The 20,833-nt window shown below is 46.3% G+C and carries 19 protein-coding genes; 12 read left to right on the forward strand and 7 right to left on the reverse strand.

Features of this window, described 5'->3' with window-relative positions; translation table 11 throughout:
* Positions 1-7 precede the first annotated feature (7 nt).
* From BLQ44_RS11915 to BLQ44_RS11925, 3 genes are read left to right on the forward strand one after another with little or no spacing between them, the layout of a single operon-like run.
* On the forward strand, positions 8-2,092 hold the full coding sequence (locus tag BLQ44_RS11915; RefSeq protein WP_093194118.1) for an amylo-alpha-1,6-glucosidase: 2,085 nt from the start codon (positions 8-10) through the stop codon (positions 2,090-2,092).
* 37 nt (positions 2,093-2,129) lie between these two features.
* Positions 2,130-2,810 (forward strand): beta-phosphoglucomutase, encoded by a 681-nt coding sequence (gene pgmB, locus BLQ44_RS11920; protein WP_093194119.1) that lies wholly within the window; start codon positions 2,130-2,132, stop codon positions 2,808-2,810.
* A 13-nt stretch (positions 2,811-2,823) separates the two neighbouring features.
* Positions 2,824-5,106: a glycoside hydrolase family 65 protein gene (locus BLQ44_RS11925; protein ID WP_093194120.1), complete on the forward strand. Its 2,283-nt coding sequence runs from the start codon at positions 2,824-2,826 to the stop codon at positions 5,104-5,106.
* 82 nt (positions 5,107-5,188) lie between these two features.
* Here BLQ44_RS11925 and BLQ44_RS11930 read toward each other — a convergent pair whose 3' ends face one another.
* The gene (locus tag BLQ44_RS11930; RefSeq protein WP_093194121.1) at positions 5,189-5,371 is read right to left on the reverse strand and encodes a hypothetical protein; all 183 of its coding nucleotides are present in this window, start codon (positions 5,369-5,371) and stop codon (positions 5,189-5,191) included.
* A gap of 139 nt (positions 5,372-5,510) precedes the next feature.
* Between BLQ44_RS11930 and BLQ44_RS11935 the strand changes: the two genes are divergently transcribed.
* On the forward strand, positions 5,511-6,845 hold the full coding sequence (locus tag BLQ44_RS11935; protein WP_093194122.1) for a DUF2254 domain-containing protein: 1,335 nt from the start codon (positions 5,511-5,513) through the stop codon (positions 6,843-6,845).
* Positions 6,846-6,895: 50 nt separating this feature from the next.
* On the opposite strand, the gene BLQ44_RS11940 is transcribed toward BLQ44_RS11935, so the two are convergent.
* From BLQ44_RS11940 to BLQ44_RS11955, 4 genes are all read right to left on the reverse strand, one after another.
* The gene (locus BLQ44_RS11940) at positions 6,896-7,243 is read right to left on the reverse strand and encodes a DUF2200 domain-containing protein (protein ID WP_093194123.1); all 348 of its coding nucleotides are present in this window, start codon (positions 7,241-7,243) and stop codon (positions 6,896-6,898) included.
* 179 nt (positions 7,244-7,422) lie between these two features.
* The gene (locus tag BLQ44_RS11945) at positions 7,423-7,938 is read right to left on the reverse strand and encodes a DUF1097 domain-containing protein (RefSeq protein WP_093194124.1); all 516 of its coding nucleotides are present in this window, start codon (positions 7,936-7,938) and stop codon (positions 7,423-7,425) included.
* Positions 7,939-8,070: 132 nt separating this feature from the next.
* Positions 8,071-9,717, reverse strand: a complete 1,647-nt coding sequence (locus BLQ44_RS11950) for a DUF2075 domain-containing protein (protein WP_093194125.1) — start codon at positions 9,715-9,717, stop codon at positions 8,071-8,073.
* A gap of 166 nt (positions 9,718-9,883) precedes the next feature.
* Positions 9,884-10,213 carry a winged helix-turn-helix transcriptional regulator gene (locus BLQ44_RS11955; RefSeq protein WP_093194126.1) on the reverse strand — a complete coding sequence of 110 codons (330 nt, stop codon included), beginning with the start codon at positions 10,211-10,213 and terminating at the stop codon, positions 9,884-9,886.
* 148 nt (positions 10,214-10,361) lie between these two features.
* Here BLQ44_RS11955 and BLQ44_RS11960 point away from each other — a divergent pair, with 148 nt between their 5' ends.
* The 4 genes from BLQ44_RS11960 to BLQ44_RS11975 all read left to right on the forward strand — a co-directional run bounded on the left by BLQ44_RS11960 (position 10,362) and on the right by BLQ44_RS11975 (position 12,863).
* Complete coding sequence (locus BLQ44_RS11960; protein WP_093194127.1) at positions 10,362-10,772, forward strand: DoxX family protein; 411 nt, start codon at positions 10,362-10,364, stop codon at positions 10,770-10,772.
* A 26-nt stretch (positions 10,773-10,798) separates the two neighbouring features.
* Positions 10,799-11,653 carry a VOC family protein gene (locus tag BLQ44_RS11965; RefSeq protein WP_093194128.1) on the forward strand — a complete coding sequence of 285 codons (855 nt, stop codon included), beginning with the start codon at positions 10,799-10,801 and terminating at the stop codon, positions 11,651-11,653.
* A gap of 192 nt (positions 11,654-11,845) precedes the next feature.
* Entirely contained in the window at positions 11,846-12,691 is an 846-nt protein-coding gene (locus BLQ44_RS11970; protein ID WP_093194170.1) for a cobalamin-binding protein, read from the forward strand.
* Entirely contained in the window at positions 12,684-12,863 is a 180-nt protein-coding gene (locus BLQ44_RS11975) for a hypothetical protein (protein WP_093194129.1), read from the forward strand. Before BLQ44_RS11970 ends, BLQ44_RS11975 begins: the two co-directional genes overlap by 8 nt.
* A 58-nt stretch (positions 12,864-12,921) precedes the next feature.
* Here BLQ44_RS11975 and BLQ44_RS11980 read toward each other — a convergent pair whose 3' ends face one another.
* Entirely contained in the window at positions 12,922-14,022 is a 1,101-nt protein-coding gene (locus BLQ44_RS11980; protein ID WP_093194130.1) for a YkvI family membrane protein, read from the reverse strand.
* A 204-nt stretch (positions 14,023-14,226) separates the two neighbouring features.
* On the opposite strand from BLQ44_RS11980, the gene BLQ44_RS11985 reads away from it, so the two are divergent.
* On the forward strand, positions 14,227-16,158 hold the full coding sequence (locus tag BLQ44_RS11985) for a fructose-1,6-bisphosphatase (RefSeq protein WP_093194131.1): 1,932 nt from the start codon (positions 14,227-14,229) through the stop codon (positions 16,156-16,158).
* A gap of 44 nt (positions 16,159-16,202) precedes the next feature.
* On the opposite strand, the gene BLQ44_RS11990 is transcribed toward BLQ44_RS11985, so the two are convergent.
* Positions 16,203-16,826 (reverse strand): TetR/AcrR family transcriptional regulator, encoded by a 624-nt coding sequence (locus BLQ44_RS11990; RefSeq protein ID WP_093194132.1) that lies wholly within the window; start codon positions 16,824-16,826, stop codon positions 16,203-16,205.
* A gap of 162 nt (positions 16,827-16,988) precedes the next feature.
* On the opposite strand from BLQ44_RS11990, the gene BLQ44_RS11995 reads away from it, so the two are divergent.
* The 3 genes from BLQ44_RS11995 (at position 16,989) to BLQ44_RS12005 (ending at position 20,638) form a co-directional block, all read left to right on the forward strand.
* Positions 16,989-17,987 carry an NADPH:quinone oxidoreductase family protein gene (locus BLQ44_RS11995; protein WP_093194133.1) on the forward strand — a complete coding sequence of 333 codons (999 nt, stop codon included), beginning with the start codon at positions 16,989-16,991 and terminating at the stop codon, positions 17,985-17,987.
* A 176-nt stretch (positions 17,988-18,163) separates the two neighbouring features.
* Complete coding sequence (locus BLQ44_RS12000; protein WP_093194134.1) at positions 18,164-19,684, forward strand: sensor domain-containing diguanylate cyclase; 1,521 nt, start codon at positions 18,164-18,166, stop codon at positions 19,682-19,684.
* A gap of 105 nt (positions 19,685-19,789) precedes the next feature.
* On the forward strand, positions 19,790-20,638 hold the full coding sequence (locus BLQ44_RS12005) for a patatin-like phospholipase family protein (protein WP_093194135.1): 849 nt from the start codon (positions 19,790-19,792) through the stop codon (positions 20,636-20,638).
* Positions 20,639-20,833 lie beyond the last annotated feature (195 nt).

Genomic DNA, 20,833 nt, shown 5'->3' on the forward strand with positions numbered 1-20,833 from the left:
AAAGATCATGGAATATAGCGTAATAAAAGAAGACGATCTGTTTTTGACTACTGAGAAGAGTGGGGACGTGGAAGGGTCTGAGGAGAAAGGCTATGGGCTTTATACCAAAGACACGAGGTTTTTGAGCAAGTTCGAATTGATGCTGAATGACAGTAAGCCATCGCTCCTTTCTTCGGATGATGACGAAAACTATAGAGCTTCTATGCGTCTCGTAGAAGTCGAGGAGGATAAAGGGGCGACAGAAGCCTTGCGTGAGCGTTTTATCTACGACGGCATTCTATATGAACGGATGACGTTCACGAATTATTTCCTTGAAGAGAGAACGTTGAAAGTGAACGTGCATTTTGACGTGGACTTCCGGGATATGTTTCTCGTGCGTGGATTCGCGACAGGAGAGACAGGAGAGAAGACAGGTATTACATATGAAGATCAATCGATGGTAATCGGTTATCAAGGAAAAGACGATGTTCCACGTGAAACACGGATTACCTGGAAAGAATCGGGGGCGCATGTTGTGGAAGAAGGGGAAGTGGAAGCAATATGGACCCTTGCCCCCCAGGAAAGAAAGACGCTCACTTTTATGATCCATCCGGTCATCAACGGAGGGAGTAAGCAGGCTCTGGAATTTGAAGAAGCTCTCGGGCGTCTGGAGAACTCTTATGAAGAATGGACCAGTCAGGGGACGAAGATAGACAGTGATCATCCTATTTTCAATAAAGTCTATCATCGCGGAGTCATCGACACGCGGATGCTTATGACTGATGTCGGATTCGGAGATGTACCTGTAGCAGGGGTGCCGTGGTATTCTGTTCCTTTTGGCCGGGACAGCCTGATTACCTCTCTGTTCCTGCTGCCTTTTCAACCGGAACAGGTCAAAGGAACGTTGCAGACGCTGGCGCATTATCAAGGGAAAGAAGAGAATCTGTACAGAGACGAGCAGCCGGGCAAAATCATGCACGAGCTCCGTTCCGGCGAGTTGGCATCAACAGGTCAAATTCCGTTCACGCCTTATTACGGAACGGTGGACGCAACGCCTTTGTTCGTGATTTTGGCTACGGAATATTACAACTGGACTAAGGATGAAGCGTTTCTGAAGCAGATGAAGCCTTCTCTGGATAAGGCTATCGAATGGATCGATCAGTACGGAAGTATCCGGGGAGATGGGTTCGTCCAGTATCAACAGACGACAGACGCTGGTTTCGTGAATCAGGGATGGAAGGATTCGGATAACTCGAACGTTCATGAGGACGGAACGCTGGCCAAAGACCCGATTTCACTGGTGGAAGTGCAGGGCTATGTGTACCAGGCGAAGACTACTCTCGCAGATGTTTACAAAGAAATCGGAGAAACAGAGAGGGCCGAGCAACTGAGAGAAGAAGCCGAACTCTTAAGCGACCGGTTCGAGAAAGCATTCTGGATGGAAGAAGAACAATTCTATGCGCTTGGTCTCGACGGAGAAGGGAAGCAGATCAAAGCTCTCACTTCGAATCCGGGTCACCTGTTGATGTCAGGCATCAGTGAAGAACAGCGTGAAAGGTCCGTAGCTGAGAAACTCGTCGGTAAATCACTGTTCAGCGGCTACGGGGTCCGTACGATGTCGGACGATTCCACCGGATACTATCCGATGAGCTACCACAATGGAAGTGTTTGGCCACACGATAACGCGATGATTCTTCTCGGTCTGTCTCAAGTCGGAAAATCGGAAGCGGTGACGGTCATCGAAGGGTTGCTGGATGCAGCTGAATACTTCGAGCATCTCCGCTTACCTGAATTGTTCTGCGGCTACAGCAAGGAAGAAGGTCATCTGGTACCTTACCCGACGACGTGTTCCCCGCAAGCCTGGGCGGCTACCGCTTCGTTTGTATTCCTTCAGTCCATTTCCGGAGTAGAGCCGGATGCCTACAACGAGCAGATCATCGTGGAGCCGGCGTTCCCTCAAGGAATGACTCGTTTGAAAGTGGAGGATATGCGGATCGGAGAAGGCAGACTATCGCTTGTAATCACGAAAGAAGAGGAAGGCTACGCGTTTGAAGTGTCGGAGAATACGTCAGGCTGGGAACTTACTTTCAGAGAAAAAGTAGTGATGGATTAGGTACCGAAGAAGAATTCTTATATGGAGAGGGACGTTTATGAAGGACTATCCGAAACTGTTTATTTTCGATTTGGACGGAGTGATCACGGATACAGCCGAACAGCACTACGTTGCGTGGAAAGAGATGGCGCAGAGCATCGGCATAGAGATAGATAGAGAATTCAATGAAAGCTTGAAAGGTGTATCGAGAGGGGATTCTCTTGATAAAATTCTGAACCTCAACCACAACCTCCATGTCTCTGAGGAACAAAAGACGGAGTTGATGGAGAAGAAGAATGAAGCTTATCGAGAGCTCATCACCTCGATTGAACCTGAAGATATCTACCCGGGGATCGGTGAACTGTTGGAGAGATTGAGGGAAAACAGTATAAAAATTGCGTTAGGCTCTGCAAGCAAAAATGCTCCCTTCATCATTAAGCAATTGCAGATCGAGCACCATTTCGATTACGTGGTAGACCCGGCATCTGTCGAGAATGGAAAGCCTGCGCCGGATATTTTTCTGAAAGCGGCGGATGAGCTGGACGTTGCCTACGAGGAATGTGTAGGTATCGAAGACGCGATTGCAGGGGTCACAGCGATCAATGAGGCAGGCATGTTTTCGGTAGGTGTCGGAGACGAAGCACAGTTGGATCACGCTGATTACGTCGTGGCAGACACGGCTGAACTGAAATTAGAAGCCATCATCGATCGGTTCGATGAGGCAAATAGAAAGATGTAAAGGATGTGAAGAGATGTCATGGACGATCGAAAGCAGCAAATTGAACCAGAGTGATTTACTGACGAATGAGAGTCTCTTTTTCCTCGGAAACGGATACCTCGGCGTGCGGGGCAACTTCGAAGAGGGCTACTCGGAAGGCGATAAATCCATACGCGGCACCTATATCAACGCTTTCCATGACAAGGTGGACATCGAATATGGAGAGAAGCTGCATGGCTTCCCGGACACGCAGGAGAAGCTGCTCAATATCATGGATGCGCAAAGTGTGCAGGTCTGGTTGGATGACGAGCGGTTTTCGCTGTTTGAAGGAGAAGTCCTGGATTTTCAGCGTAAGCTTCGAATGGATCAGGGATATTCAGAAAGAATCGTACATTGGAGATCTCCGAAAGGCAAAGAAGTGAACATCACGTTCAAGAGACTTGTATCGTTTGTAAATCGGGAAGTGTTTGTACAGGAGATAACGGTGGATCCGGTCAAAGGTGTAGAAAGGATTGCCATCCACTCAGAGCTTGAAGGGGACGTTTCGAATTTCGTCGATCCGGATGATCCGCGTGTAGCTTCCGGTCATGCGAAGAGACTTGCAGCAGGCGCCGTATATGAAACGGATGGATGTCACGTGGCAGGTGCCGAGACGCATGAGACGAAGATGTCCGTATGTTGTTCTTCGAAAACGTTTTCGGACAAAGAGAACCACGATTATGAGAGCAACATCGAAGGCGCAAAGGCACAGGAGACGTATACTTTTTCCGGAGAAGAGAAAATCACCTTCACGAAACGTAACGTCTACATGGATTCCATGAGATATGGACAGAATCTTGAAAAGAAAGCAGTGCAACTCCAGGGAGAATTGGCGGATGATCGCTTTGAAGATTTTCTGGAAGAGCAGGCCCGATACCTGAACGACTTCTGGAAAACATCTGATATTCTCATCGACGGGGACGACGACTTGCAACAGGGGATCCGGTTCAATATGTATCACCTGCTGCAGTCTGTTGGGAAAGATCCGAAAAGCAACATTGCAGCGAAAGGCCTTTCCGGGGAAGGATACGAAGGTCATTATTTCTGGGACACGGAGATTTACATGTTCCCGTTCTTCCTGATGACGAACCCTGAGATAGCGAAGAACCTGCTTCTTCATCGTCATTCTTTGTTGGATAGTGCACGTCAGCGGGCGAAGGACATCGGCCACACGAGAGGCGCACTGTTTCCGTGGCGTACGATCACCGGAGGAGAAAGCTCGGCCTTTTTCCCGGCGGGTACCGCACAGTATCACATCAATGGCGATATCGCCTATAGCTATATCCAATACTATATGGTGTCCGGAGACGAAGACTTCTTCAGAAATGAAATGGCGGAAGTGCTCTTTGAAACATCCCGGCTATGGCTCGAAGTCGGCCACTTTCATAACGGTCAGTTCCGGATCGACAGTGTCACCGGACCCGATGAATATACGTGTATCGTGAACAATAACTACTACACGAACGTCATGGCGAAGAATAACTTGCTGTGGGCGGGGAAAATTTATGACCATTTGAAAAAGGAAGACCCTGAGAGGCTTACGGAACTGATGAACGATTTGGAAGCAGAGGAAGAAGAAATTGAAATGTGGAAGGAAGCCGCCGAGAAGATGTTCCTCCCGTACAACGAGGAATTGAAAATCAATGAGCAGGACGATACCTTCCTGCAAAAAGGGAAATGGGACCTCGACACCACGCCGAAAGACAAGTATCCGCTACTCTTGAATTATCATCCACTGCTGTTGTACCGTTATCAGGTATGTAAGCAGGCGGATACCGTACTTGCTCATTTTCTTCTGGAGGATTTCACAGATCAGGATACGATCGAGCATTCCTATAATTATTATGAAGCGGTCACTACGCACGATTCGTCGCTATCTTTCTGTGTGTTCAGTATCATGGCGTCCAAGCTCGGACAGAAAGAGAAAGCGTACGACTACTTCAGCAAAACGTCGCGACTGGATATTGATAATCTTCACGGTAATACGAAGGACGGTCTGCACATGGCGAACATGGGAGGTACCTGGATGGGGATCGTTTACGGCTTTGCAGGGCTCAGAGTGAAAGAATCGAATGTTCACTTTTCTCCTTATCTGCCTGAGCAGTGGGGATCCTTAGAGTTCAATATCAGATATAGAAATTGTTTGATCAACCTGAAGCTGACAGAAGGGAAAGTGGTTTATACGCTCGTAGAGGGAGATGCTGTCCGTATCTTCCATATGGATTCGGAGATATCTCTGGATCCGGGTGTGCCCGTTGAAAAAAGAACTTCCCTGTGAGCTGCATATATAAAGACTCTGAGTAACATAATACAAAAGGGCCCTCATGAAACAGTCATTATGGTCTATGAGGGCTTTTTCATCATTGATTATAGATTTCCTCTTCCCGCACAACTCTCCACAGGTTCTGGTCTCTCATTTCTTCATTCAACTGCTCTGCGTGCCGTTCGGCTTCTTCTTTCTCTTCGAACATTTTGAATTTCCGGGACGTAGCATGATGGAGCACTTCCAGATAGTCCCCGCTTCCTTTCACCAGTAAAAACAATGGCTCCACTCCTCTCTATATCTTTTCACGCATCTATTATTACAAACAAATCATTTTCAATAAAGAAAATCCCCCGTGAAATCTTTTCGACAATTGAATGATATACTGTACATACTTAGACAGAAAAGGAGTGAGGAAGTTGAACAAAACACAATTAGGGGTGCGGATGCGGGATAGCTTCTGGTTCCTCCCGGCGGTCTACAGCTTACTGGCCCTGGTAGTGGTGAGTATCGTAAATGGGTTGGATACGCTAGTCGTACCTCTCATCCAGGACCATATGCCTTCCTTCTTCTTTATGGAGAAAAGCGTGGCACAGACGATGTACGGGTCCCTGATCACTTCGATCCTTACGATGACGACGATCAGTTTCTCTACCATTATGGTCGTCCTGACCACGTATACGACACAATTCTCTCCTCGTACGTTGCAGGACTTTATGAAGAGTAAGATTACGAAGCACGTGCTCGGTGTCTTCTCTTACGGGTTCGTTTTCACACTGATGAACCTGTTATTACTCGGAAGCGGGGATCAGAAACAGTTCATCGCTCCTTTTCTGACAGTGATCGTAGCAATCATAAGTCTCGGTTTCTTTATCCTGTTTATCCACCACTCTTCCCGGTTCGTACAGGTGAACAATCTTATCGGAAAAATCCGGACCGACGCCTCTACGCTTATTGAAAACACGTTCCAGGAGAAAAACTATACGGAAGCCACAGAATGGGATGAGAAAGAAATTCATGAATGGCAAACTTACACGCCTTATGCGGTCAAAGCGAAGCAATCGGGATATCTGCAGGGCATCAGGACGGAAGGGCTCCTGGCCTTCGCCAAAAAGCATGACATTCTACTTGTCGCTGCGTTTCAGATGGGGGATTATATCCAAAAAGGTGCGCCTGTCTTTTACTACTGGAAAAAGGAACAAGGCGAAGAGAACGAAGGTTTGGAAGCTTGCACGAATTACATTGTTATCGGCAATGAACGGACCGATGTGCAGGACATCGAATTCTCGATTCAGAAACTGGTGGAAATTGCCGTGAAGGCCATTTCTACGGGGATCAACGACCCTCATACCGCCGTGAACTGCATCAACCGGATCGGATCGCTCCTTGCTGACCTGGCTTCGGTGTATGAGCCGATCCGCTATTACGCAGACGATGACGAGAACCTGCGTTTCATGATGGAACCGAAAAAGTTCCGGGATTACCTCTATAAAAGTTTTTATCAGGTTCGTTTATACGGGAAGAAGGACCTCACCGTCATGGACGCGGTGCTGGAGGCGTTATACAAAATAGCCATCGTCCACCACGGTCAGATCAAAGAGGATACGTGGCGCTTCGCGGAATACATCATCGAGTCCACGAATATAGAAGAAATGCATGAACTCGATTTCGAGCGTTTCTATGAGACATGCAAGAAGCTTGCAGATGAGTGTGAGAAAGAGTTGCCTTTTGAGAGTGTACGCAATGGATCTTAATTGAAAGAGAGCCCCGGGGACTGATACTGGGGCTCTCTCTATGTTTTATTCTAACGTAGAATTTTTTCCATAGCTTTTCCTTTTGCCAATTCATCGATCAGCTTATCCAGGTAACGGATTTCCTGCATCGTCGGTTCTTCGATTTCTTCTACGCGCACCCCGCAGATGACGCCTTTGATTTCTTTTCGGGAAGGGTTCAGTTCAGGGGCCGCAGCGAAGAAGGTCTCGAAGTCTGTTCCCTGTTCCAGGTGGGCATCCAATTCTTCCTGGCTGTAGCCGGTCAGCCAGCGGATGATTTCGTCGACTTCTTCTTTGGTCCGGTCTTTCTTTTCCGCTTTTGTGACATAGTGGGGATAGACTTTTGAAACACTCATAGTATAGATTTTGTGTTTGGTCATACTCTATCACTCCTCTCAATAACTGGTATCTTTATTATACCACTCCTATTGTTGTAGGATGACTGAAGCATAAGCTGGATAAGAAGGTGAGCAATCGAAACGTTTGAACCATAGCGTCTGAGCCGTTTCTTATCATAATGAAAAGAAGGTAGACTTTGATTATCCAAAGTCTACCTTCTTCATTTTACAATCTCCGTATTATTTTCTTCGCCCTCAATAAAAGTTTTCTGCGCCTTATTAAAGCGCTTGGGAGCGAATTTATGGTGCAGCTTCGAGAACTGCATTCCGAGCTCCGCACTGAAAAATCCAAGCAATACTCCAGCTAATAGGGAAATAGCTACAATCAACCAATCTCCTCCTGAAGCGAATGTGGAAAAAGCTCCTACAAAAATTCCCGGCGTATAATTCGTCGGCTTTACGGTACCGAGCAACACCATAACTGTGGTCACGATTCCACTGAAAATCGCCATCCCTCCGGAGAATTCGGTGGTTGTAGAAAGTAGGAGAATCATCATCCCACAAGCCACTCCGGTAATATTGGTGATTGATGCTGTAGCCAAAGCTCTGAACCTACCTGTTCCCACAGCAAAAAAGGTTGTACACCCGGCAAAGCCGGCCCAGATCAACATTCCAAAAAACGGGGCGATATACGTCCATATTCCACTCAACAGTCCGGTTGCCAAAGCAGCAGCCATTCTCACCATCTCCTATATATTAATGCGAAAAGCTAATAAATTAGTATAGTACGAACTATTACTATATAAGGTGGTTGAATACTTGTAAATAGTTATTTCTGCATTATTTAAGGAAGGATGAGGGTTAAAGGTCTACTTAAGCTCTTTATTATAGAGTTCTATTAACTTTTCTCTCAATTCCGGTTCAGTAGCATAGATGTATAACCCTCTCATCCCTCGCTTCATCAACACATTGATAGAGTTCAGGATCACTTTTTCTTTGAGTGCCTCGTTTTCCGCTTCCGTTTTATCTTTTCGTGAAGCGAAAGCTCCTTTATCTTTATATTTTTCCGGTTTGATCACGAGTGAATCTTTGTCGGGGTCGTACGTTACGGAGGGGCCGAGAACGACTCCTACGTAATTCAGATCGAACCCCTGCACGGTATAGATAGAGCCTACTTCATGAATCGTATCCGCTTCTTCCGCCCACGTCGTGTTCTCATGGGTGACGTTCCATGGCATGTTGATTCCGTCTTCATCTACGTAATAGGTCTGACCATCTTTTTTGTGTAGATAATCAAAGGTCGAGACGATCCGTGAGAGGCCATATCTTTCATTCTTTTCGAAGATCGCTTTTTTGAAGACTTCAGGATCCTCAAAGATCTTAAGTTCAAAGTTCTCTTCCTTTTGGGTGGGAACAGGAAGCAATCGCTTATTCACAAAGTGATCAACCCAATCTACGATGTCTTCGGAAGCGTTCATCCGGAATTGATCGGTCAATGTGAAAGTCTCGGCATTATAATTCTTCGTGATTTCATTGAGTAGCTGGTTGTTCCAATAACTTTTCAGCTTAAGGACTTGTTTCGAATCGAAAATCACGACTGTTATGTTGCTACGTTTGATGATTTCATCCAATTGATTATCATAGCGGAAATTATTATATGAATCTTCCTTCGTCAATAGCAGATGAGCTTCGTCTACCAGGGTAATATCCGCCTTTTGTTCATACTTATCCATTTGATTGATGAAAGAGGTAGGTTTGACGAATTGTTTCTTCTTCAAATTCGGGAGACTGAAAGCGATATGTTTATAGGTTTTCAACATTTCACTATGGTTTACAAGCACATAGTTATCAGAATTATGTAGGGAAGAAGAAGGTTCTTTGGATAGGTCTTGAATCGTATTGAACAAAGAGCTCAATAATACGCTTTTGCCGCTGCCGGCTTCTCCTTCGACGATGAAGACATGATGCCCTTCTTGATCCATTTTCTTTTGGCAGAAATCAATGATTTCTTCTTTTACATCCAATTGTTGCTCGGAGAGTTCTTTGTAGGGAGAAAGCTTGTAAATATCTTTATTTTGCAGATGTTCTATTGTCTGTTCAGCAATCTGCTCTTCTCTTAATTTCTCCCATATGTCGTTGAAAATTTCATTGTTATACATGTCCTTTTGGTAATAGTCATGCATTTTTTCTGCCCTTGTTTGACTGACGTTTTGAAGTTTGTATTTATTATCAGCGATGAAGTAGTTGATCAACTTCGTCTCGATGTTATACGTTGCAGATTGGTTGAGTTTGTTATGACCTATGAGAACCGTCTCGTTATGAAGGTTTCTCTCAGGGGAAGCAAGGTGGGTTTTCAATCGTCGTCGTGCTTGAGCGGTTTGACCGATATAAGCGATGGATTTCTTCTTATTCAAAAGAAGATAGACGACAGGGTAGTTATTCAAGTAGATGGTATGTATCTTACTAAGTTCATTATCAGTAAAGGTTCGCTTTTCGAATATCAGTTCATTCTGCATTTTAGTCACTCCTTGATGAAGGGTTTTCGTAATGAGAGATAGGAGGAGCTTGAACTATGAGGTGACGATTTAGGCATCAAAAATATCATGGTATGTACTTTTTCTTATTGTTGTAAACAGGAACCCCTGGCTTTAATGCAAACCGGGGGTTCCTTCTATACATTATTCAATTCTCCACCGTTTCTTCTTCCTTGATCCATTCACCCGACCAGGACTCGAGCTCCTTCATGAGAGGCTCCATATCTTTCCCTTTCTCCGTAAGCGAATACTCGATACGGACGGGAGTCTCCGGGAACACTTCACGTTTTACTATCCCTTCATTCTCCAAGTGCTTCAGACGATCAGAGAGGAGTCTTCCGCTGATGCCGACCGAAGATTCGATCGTGCAGAAGCGCTGGGGTCCTTCCATCAGTTGATATATGACGAGACCGGTCCATCGTTTGCTTAATATGCTCATAGCTTTTTCAAATTTCGGACAGATTTTAGATGTATCCATGATTCATCACTCCTGAGCTTATTTTATCACACGTGTTTGATTAGTAAAAAGATTATGTAATACAACTTAGTTCGTTGACATAATCAATTTATTAATATACACTTACTTACGAAAAGTAACTTAATAAAAACTGGAAGGGGAAATTAAAATGAACAAAGAAGAAACAGGAAGTCTTATTGTACGAGTCATCTTGGGGATCATCTTTTTCATGCACGGGTTGGACAAATTTCAGGGAGGACTTGGCAACACGGCAGGATTTTTCGATAGTGTCGGGGTTCCTGGATTTCTCGCATATGTGGTCGCATTCATTGAACTTATAGGTGGAATCGTGCTGATTCTTGGTATCGGAACGAAAGTGATCGGAACGTTGTTCGCCATAATCATGGTTGGTGCTATACTTACTGCAAAACGCTCTGCCGGTTTTCTCGGAGGGTATGAGCTGGATTTGGCATTACTTGGAATGTCTATCTACACAGCCCTGGCAGGAAATAAAGGTTTCGCTTTGGGAGAAACTCTATTCACTTCAGATCGCGATAAAACGCTTGAAAAAGCATCCTGAATATAAGAAAAAAGGAGAGAATCAACATGTCATTTCACCAAAAGCCGGTCACTTTCGTCAAAGACGTAACGATAAGAGTAGCCGATTTAGAGAAGTCGCTTCAGTTTTATAGGGAAGTCATCGGTTTGAATGTTCTTGAGCGAAAGGACGGTAGAGCCGATTTGACGGCAGACGGAAAGACTTCCATTTTGTCTCTCGAGGAAATCGAGAATCCTGTTCCTAAACAGCGGGGAAGAGCCGGGCTTTATCATTTCGCGATTCTTCTTCCTGAGAAGTCGGATCTTGCGTCGGTAGTGCGTCATTCCGCTGAAAAAAGGATACCGATCGGGTCTTCCGATCACCTCGTAAGTGAGGCGCTGTATTTGAACGACCCGGACGGGAACGGGATCGAGATTTATATAGACCGCGATCCTTCAGAATGGACGTGGAATGGAGACCAGGTGACTATGACGGTCGATCCCCTGGATTTCGAGCAGCTGATTGCGGCCGGAGGAGAAGAAGCGAAATCATGGAACGGTTTGCCTGAAGAAACGATTATGGGGCATATCCATCTGCACGTTTCCGATTTACAGGAAGCAGAGAAATTTTATATCGAAGGTCTCGGGTTCGACGTCGTGAATCGGTTTGGAGCGCAGGCTCTCTTCATTTCTGACGGAGATTACCATCATCACATAGGTTTGAACACGTGGGCGGGAGTCGGCGTACCTGCTACTTCGCCGGAAAGCCCGGGTCTCGAATCATATACCATCGTTCTTCCTGATGAAGAAACGAGGAAGAACACGATCAGTCGCGTAGAAGGTCTCGGAGCGGAAGTTGTCCAGGAAGAGGACGCTTTTGTGACGGAAGACCCATCCGGGAATCGTATTCGTCTGGTCGTGTGAGGCCTTTACCTTTAGAAATCCCTGTCGTTATAGGACAGGGATTTTTTTCTATGTGATAGTATAGATGAAAAGGCATAAAAATAAGAAAGTGTGTAGAGAGCATACATACGTTGCAGAACTTGCAGTTAAAAGTCAGTAGAAGAAATGCTGATTGATGAAAGCGAAATTTTCCCTCAGGAAGGGTGGTATTCGATGAGGCTGATATCGATTTGTCCCAGCAATACCGAACTCTCGGTATATCTCGGTCTGAAAGAGTCGCTTGTAGGAGTGGACAATTATTCTGATTGGCCGGAAGAAGTTCTGGGCTTACCGAGGCTAGGTCCGGATTTAAGCATCGACATGGACAAGGTGGAAGAACTGCAACCCGATCTGGTTCTGGCTTCTCTCACGGTGCCGGGTATGGAGAAGAACATTGAAGAACTTGAAAACAGAGAGATTCCCTACGTGATCGTTCCGAACCCCACTACATTGACGGAAGTCGGGGAATGCCTGCTGTTTGTCGGAGAAGCGACGGGTACGAAAGAGAAAGCCCTGAAGCTGAAAAAGAAGTACGACTCCATCCTCGGTTATTATCAGCGACTGTCCACACAAGTCGAACAACCGAAGACTGTATACTGGGAATGGTGGCCGAAACCGATATTCACGCCTGGAGCGGAGAACTGGCTCACTGAAATCAGCGAGCTTTCCGGCGGTAGTAACATTTTCGAGGATCAGCAAAAGGCAAGTGTAGAGACCGATTGGGACGATGTCAGAGAGAGGGACCCGGATGTCTTCTGCGTCGTTTGGGTAGGGGTCGAGCATGAAAAGGTGAACACCAAGGTTATCTATCGCCGGGACCGCGCGGAAGAAATGAGATCTCTGAATAACGGGAATCTGCATGTGCTGGAAGAGCCGTTATTCTGCAGACCGTCCCCAAGGTTGTTGCTCGGGCTGGTCAAAATTGCGAACATCCTTCACCCGTCGGTTTATCCTTCGTTCCCCGAAGGTATGGATCCTTTGATCGACCATGCAAAAGGGTGGGGATTTTCCGATGACTAATCGTTATCATTGCTGCGCTACGTGTAAACACTTCCGTATCGAGGTCCAGGAGAATCGAAGCAAACGTATTTATTGTGAAAGGCTCGGTTTTGATACGAAGCCGACCTATCAGTTCAACTGCTGGGATCCGAAAGAACGGGTAAAGAAAGCGATGGAGAAGGAATCGGAATAGTTACAAATATAAAAACGCCCTGTATGCGTCCGGGTAATGGACGCATACAGGGCGTTTGTTATGCAGAGCGTTGTTCGCTTGAGGAAGCTTTGTCTTTCTTCAATCGGAATGGAGCCGTGATCAGTGCGAAAATCAGAAACAGCCCCATGTACCCGATCAGCGGATAGAAGATGGAAACGAGATCGGTGAACCCTACGAAACTGAGACCGAGCGCGACCGCTCCGATGATGAACACGAACTGCTTGTGCTGCTTCGTCCCGAATGTGGTGAAGCGTGCCGCGAGTGAGAAGAACATGCTGACCGCCGTGTTGAAGATCATCCCGAACAAGACAAGCGAGAACAATAGACCAAGCCCTGGTGAAATGTCGGCTACGAGCTTCAACATCGGCATATCGACACTGGCTACGACGTCCACCTGTGAAAAGATGGCGAGGTGGGACAGGACAATCATCAGTCCGAGCGAAAGGCCACCGAGCAGCCCTCCGATAGAGGAGATGTGCTCATCTTTCTCCGTTCCTCCCATCAATAAAGCCATGGAAGCCCCGACGGCGATGTTGAATGATACATAATTGATCGCGGACAAAAGCCATCCGGGTAAAAGCAGGAAAGATCCATTTACAACGGAATCCTGCGCTTTAGCCGTAGCATCCAGTTCGCTGAGGGATGTGTCCATCGTCGCAACGCTGTAGGCTGCGATAAGAAGCACGGATCCAATCAGAAACGGAGTGATACTTCCGATGATATTCACGACCTTTTCCACATTCAATAGAATGGTAGCGACGACTAGTACGCTCATCAGTATAATTCCGAAGACAGGCGGGAGTCCGAATTGCTGGCTCGGGATGGATCCTGCTCCGGCAATCATAACGACACCGACCCCGAACAGGGTGAAGATGATGACGCAATCGACGATGAACCCGAGCCACTTGTATCCACTCACGGTATAGATAGCCTCTTTGTGGGAGGTGGCTTTCATGCGTGTCCCTAGTCTGGTAAGCATCATACCCATGTAGGCGAAGATGGCTGTGGCTACAATGGCGCCGATGGTCCCGGCATAGCCGTAACTTGTGAAATACTGCAGGATTTCCTGGCCGGATGCGAAGCCGGCACCGACGATGATGCCGATGAAGGCGCTGGCTATTTTCAATATTCTGTTCATGTGAATTCTCTCCTTATGTATGAGTTCCCTCTTCAAACCTCACTAATTTTACCATGAATGCGCTTTCTTAGAAATGGATGCGTTTATTGTTGAAATCAAGCGATTTTTCTGAAAAATAACCGCCCTGTCTTTGTGCGAATGTGTTATTCTATTATAAAATATGTTTTACTAATAAGTTGCACACATAGTCAGGAGGGCTCATCAGTGAATAAGAAACACCTGGATTTACTGGCGGAAAAGTACGATAGTGAAGAGAAAGTCGTTACAGAAATCATTAATCTGGAAGCGATTCTGAACCTGCCAAAGGGAACGGAACACTTCGTGAGTGACTTGCACGGGGAATATCAGGCGTTCCAGCACGTACTCAGGAACGGCTCGGGGAAAGTGAAAGAGAAGATCAGTGATATTTTCAAGAACGAACTCACCGAAGATGAAATCAGTGAATTCGCGACACTCATCTATTACCCGGAAGAGAAGCTGAAACTGATCAAAAGTAACTTCACGAGTGATGAAGAACTGAATGAATGGTATAAGACGATCATCGAACGTATGCTACAGCTGATTCCATACGCTTCTTCCAAATATACACGGACGAAATTGAGGAAGGCATTGCCGTCGCAGTTCGTTTTCCTCATAGAAGAGCTTTTATATAAAACCGATAAATATACAAATAAGACCGACTATTACTCCAGCATCACGGAACAGATCATCAGTCTGCGTCAGGCGGATAAACTGATTTCCGGACTCGCCTATACGATTCAGCGTCTCGTCGTCGATCACCTTCATGTCGTCGGAGATATTTACGATCGGGGCCCGGAACCGGACAAAATCATGGATACGCTCATAGACTATCATTCTCTTGATATCCAGTGGGGCAATCACGATGTATTGTGGCTCGGGGCGTATGCCGGATCGAAAGTGTGCCTGGCTAATATCTTGAGGATCTGTGCCCGCTATGCCAACCTAGACATCATCGAAGACGCGTATGGGATCAATCTGCGCCCGCTTCTTAACCTCGCGGAGAAGTATTATGAGGATAACCCGGCATTTCGTCCGAAACTTCAGGGCGACGAACGCCTCACGGAGCAGGAGAAACTGCAGATTACAAAGATCCACCAGGCGATTGCGATGATCCAGTTCAAGCTCGAGAGTCCGATCATCAAGCGCCGTGACTGCTTCAACATGGAGGGCAGACTTTTGCTTGAAAAGGTGGACTATGATCGTAAAGAAGTGACGATCAAAGGGGAAACGCATCCGCTTGAGAATGGATGTTTCCAGACCGTGGATCCGGAAGACCCGGCCCGGCTTTTGGAAGAAGAGCAGCAGGTGATCGATAAGTTGTTATTCTCCATCCAGCATTCGGAGAAGCTGACGCGTCATATGAAGTTCCTTATGAAGAAAGGGAATCTTTACCTTAAATATAATGGGAACCTGCTGATCCATGGCTGCATTCCGCTCGATAAAGACGGAAATATGGAAACGATGACAATCGAAGGGGAGACACGCGGGGGGCGTGAACTTCTGGATCTATTCGAGGAGAAGCTGAGATACAGCTTTGCACACCCTGAGATGACTGAAGATCTCGCAACGGATATGGTGTGGTATCTGTGGACCGGGGAGTATTCCTCGTTGTTCGGGAAGCGCGAGATGACAACGTTTGAGCGTTATTTCATCAAAGACAAGAGTACTCATAAAGAAGAGAAGAACCCCTATTACTACTTAAGAGAGAATGAGGATGTCTGCCGGAAGATGCTAGAGGATTTCGGACTCGATCCGGCTCAGGGCCATATCATCAACGGTCATACGCCGGTGAAAGAAATCGAAGGGGAGAATCCGGTGAAAGCCGGCGGCAAGATGGTGGTCATCGACGGCGGCTTCTCGAAAGCGTATCAGTCGACGACCGGAATCGCGGGATATACACTGTTGTTCAACTCGTTCGGTATGCAGCTCGTTGCTCATCAGAAGTTCAGCTCAAAAGAGGAAGTGTTGAAAGAAGGGATCGATGTCCTATCGGTACGGCGCCTGGTGGATAAAGAGCTGGAACGGAAAATGGTGAGGGAGACGAACATAGGAGAAGAGATCAAAGAACAGATTGCGACACTCAGGGAATTGTTGGAAGCGCGTTACATGAAATGACACTGATGGAGAATCCTATATAAGAAAAAGCTCAGAAGGGGGAATCATCTCCCCTTCTGAGCTTCTGTTTTCATGGAGTGGTCTGCCTGGAGGAGGGAAAGGATGGATTCGTGACATAGAGAGCGGTAATACGCATGCAGGTGGTCCTCGCCTCTCATCAGCCATTGGATCAGGCTACCGTCGATCATCGCGCGCATGCTCATAGAGGTCTGTTCGACATCAGATACATCGAATGTCCCTTCTTCGATCCCCTGCTGAATGATAGTCCTTCCGATCGACCAGCAGTTTTCGTAGAATTGAAGATTGATTACTTTATACCGTTCATTGTTTTTGACCTGCGAGAGAAAATCCAGATAGACCCGGTAGAAGTTTTTATTCTCCTCGGGGCTGATGAAAACCTGACTGATATAGGCTTCGAGCTTTTCTAAAGCCGTGTCTTGCTTATCGATGGATTCCGTTTCTTTCTTATAGATGCTGGTGGTGATCCACTCGAACAACTGCGTGAAGACATCCGCCTTATTGTTGAAATAATAGTTGACGACGCCTTTGCTCACTCCGGCATCATCCGCAATATCCTGGATTGTGACGGATTCATATCCTTTCTCTATGGCAGCATGGAACGCCGCTTTCAGTAACTGTTTGCGTTTCTCTTCCGCTTTTGTATTCATATAGTCATACCTCCATTTTTTCCTAAGAAAAAGTATACAGGAAAAGCTGTTTTATTTCGATATTATACTGACTGTCCAAATTAAATTGACCAGACAGTTTAAAAATTTTATAATCAGGTTATCTAAGGTAAGATAGTTTGCTTATTTCAAAGGAGGATCCCAATGTCTGAAGAATTCAAAGCTCTCGTCGTCAATAAGACCGACGATGATTTCACCGTAAAGTTCGAGTCTCTCACCGGCGATGATCTGCCGGAAGGGGATGTGACAATCGAGGTCCACTATTCAAGTGTGAACTATAAGGACGGACTTGCTTCTATCCCTAACGGAAAAATTGTGCAGTCCTATCCATTCGTACCGGGGATCGATCTGGCAGGAACCGTTACGTCTTCCGATGATTCCCGTTATAAAGAAGGGGACAAGGTCATAGCTACCAGTTACGGTATCGGTGTCTCCCATTACGGAGGCTATAGCGAGTATGCAAGAGTTCCCGGAGAGTGGGTCGTTCCATTGCCGGAAGGTCTCTCGATGAAAGAAGCGATGACACTTGGTACGGCCGGGTTCACCGCAGCCCTTTCCATCCATCAGCTGGAGGAGAGTGGAATTGCCCCTGAATCCGGAGAAATCCTTGTAACAGGAGCTACCGGCGGTGTAGGTAGTGTAGCCGTATCCATGCTTTCGAAAAGAGGGTATCACGTAACGGCGAGTACCGGAAAAGAAAGCGAGCATGAGTACTTAAAAAGTCTTGGAGCGACGAACATCGTCTCCAGAGAAGAAGTGACACCGGAGAAGGTGCGTCCCATCGGCAATCAGCGTTGGGCTGGTGCTGTCGATCCTGTAGGCGGGAAAACGTTAGCTGCTGTTCTGAGTAATACGAAATATGGAGGTGCCGTTGCTGTGAGCGGTCTGACCGGTGGCGGAGACGTTCCGACATCCGTATTCCCGTTCATTCTTCGAGGAGTGAATCTTTTGGGGATCGATTCCGTATATTGCCCGAAACCCCTAAGAGAAACCTTATGGAAACGGATGGCGACTGATCTGAAGCCGTATGGACTCGAAGAGATTTCAAATGAAATATCATTCGGGGATCTTCCGCAGACATTGTCTGATATATTGAATGGTAAAGTGAGAGGGCGTACAGTTGTAAATGTGAAAAATGGATGATCATGCCAAGGAAGCTGCTTTGACAGGCGGCTTCCTTTTGTATAGAGGAAACTTATACAAAAAATGTGTACCTGCCCTTCGTGATTATTGAATAAATACTTTAAATTCCAACTATTCGGTGTTTTGTGGTATTATGAGTCGAAAGAATTAGTTGTGACTGGAGGGGAGGGGCAAGGATGAACTGGATTGATCCCTATACATTTTTATTATGGGTGCTTGGTCTCGGTTCCATGCTGATTGCCGGAGCACTTTTAAAGCCACCACGAAAACTTGCCAGAACGTTGCTTGCCATGTCTACAGGGCTCGCAGGTCTTTTCATATTGTTGACCGTATTTGAGCTCGTGAGCAATGATCGTTCTACGATGGTCATGCTGCGAAACTTCCAACAGGTTCCTCTCGTTATCATTCCGATATTTCTCCTTGGATATGCGAAAGAGTTATATAGGGAAGATTCATTAAAAACGATACGTATGCTGAGCCTCATGGCCATTCCAACGGTCATCGACCTTACTTTATTATTCACGAACCCTTTTCATGGATGGATGAGAGAGGGAGTCACCATAGAAAGTATCTGGGGATATAGTGAGGTGTCTACTCAGGCTACCCCCCTCAATGGCTTCCTGGGAGTATATCCTTTTGTGTTATCCCTCCTGACCATTTTCATTCTGCTACGTAATATGTTCGAGGTCCCGGAGCGATACCGTGCTACCCATTGGGTCTCGGCTTTAGTTATCACTCTGCCGATTCTTTCCATAACGGTCCTCCCTGCGCTATCAATCGAGATACCGGGACTTTTCGCTTTATCGTATGGTTCGATGGCCCTTCTGTTGATTATTGTGAACAAACGTAGGGATTTCAATGCTGTCTGGCCGGTTTCCCGCCAGGAAGTCCTTGAAAATCTTTCCGAAGGCATCATTCTATTCGATAGGGATGGAAGGATTCTTGAAGCGAATCGCGCGGTTTATACCATTATTGAAAATATCTATGACGCTCGTCATTCTTCTCTTATCGAGGAATCGGTCTCTCATGTTTTTGAGGATGTTCCTTATCTGATGGATCCTTTCAATGAGGAGAGGAACTTCTTTTATGAAAAGAATGGGTATTACTTTGACGTGAAGGTTATGAAGTTGAATGATAAAGGCAATGACGTTTCGATGATGGTATGGCAGGATATCACTTCACAAAAAGAAGTGGAACTTCAGCTTCAGGAACTTGCGACCAAGGATCCCCTGACGAAATTGTTGAATCGAAGAGCTTTTCTGGAAATGTATAAAGAGAGTCCGGATAAAGGGGAAGCTTATTTCCTCCTTATCGATATCGATCATTTCAAAGGGTTCAATGACCGTTATGGGCACGCGATAGGAGACGAGGTTCTGAAGTATACTGCCTATCTTCTCGAGAAGGTGTTCAGCGGACAGGGGAATAGTGTCACACGGCTTGGAGGGGAAGAGTTCGGCGTTTTCATGAAAGCGGATGCTGATAAGGCTGTCCGAAAAGCTGAGGAGTTCCAGAATCTTCTGAAGCATGACAGTCTTAAGATATCGCCTGTCATTGAAGAGGAAGTGACCGTCAGTATCGGCATGTGCCACGTTCTCTCTGAGGATTCTTTTGAAGATGTGTATTATTCTGCGGATGAAGCGATGTATCAGGCGAAGCATGGAGGACGGGATCAGGTCCGTGTGGCTGACCCCGTCTGATGCCTGTTTCTTTTATTCATAAAGGTTTTGTAAATTGTCATGGAATGAGGTTCAGGTCGTCGAACTTTGGGAAAACTGGGAATACAGGAAAAGAGGAGGTGCTTTATGGAAAATACCGGATTAGTACTCGAAGGCGGAGGCAGTCGTGGAATTTATACAGCAGGTGTACTGCGGCACTTGATGGAAACGGATATGTATTTGCCGTATGTCGTAGGAGTTTCCGCAGGGGCTTGTAACGGATCCTCGTACATATCGAAACAGATGGACCGGAACCGTGCTGTACTCGTCGATTATGTGAAACATCCTGAATACCTCTCGTTGCGCAATCTTATTCGTAAGCGTCAATTATTCGGTATGGACTTCCTTTTTGATACGTTACCGAATCGCCTCGAGCCATTCGATTATCAGACATTCGAGACGGCAGAAGAAGATTTTGAAGTAGGGACGACGGACTGTATGACCGGCGAACCCGTCTTCTATGATAAAAAGGGATACAACGACGATATGCTGACATTGATGCGGGCTTCGAGCTCTCTGCCGATGGTAGCGCCGGCGGTTCCGTTTGCGGACCGGATGCTGATGGATGGAGGGATCGCCTCCCCGATACCGATCGATCGGTCAGTAAGCAAAGGAAACAAGAAACACGTCGTCGTCCTCACCCAGGTCCGGGATTATGTGAAAAAGCCTCAGTCCGTCGGTTGGTACATGAGAAGGAAGTACCGACAGTTTCCAGGCTTACTGAAAGCGATGGAAAGACGTCATCATGTCTATAACGAGACGCTTTCTTATATCCGTGAAGAAGAGAAGAAAGGGAATGTGTTCGTGATTTCCCCGTCTCTTTCACCTGGTGTAGGTCGGGTAGAGAGAAACAGGGATAAGCTCACAACTTTATATCGCCAGGGAATAGAAGATGCACGCGAGCTTGAGGTGTCGTTGAAGGAGTTTCTGGCATAGAGAAAGAACAGGGGAACGGGCCCTGTTCTTTTTTTGAGCTTTTTTCGACAAAAATTATTAGGCATGATGAAAAAGTGTATCATAACTTCGCTTATGAACCATTTTTCTTAAGGATAATGAAAAAACTATCGCATACGTAACTTTATGAGATGTTTTCAGTCTTCATACCTTGTAAAAACATCTCATTAATCTCCG

It is taken from the genome of Salimicrobium halophilum (assembly GCF_900100295.1).
GTDB lineage: Bacteria > Bacillota > Bacilli > Bacillales > Halobacillaceae > Salimicrobium > Salimicrobium halophilum.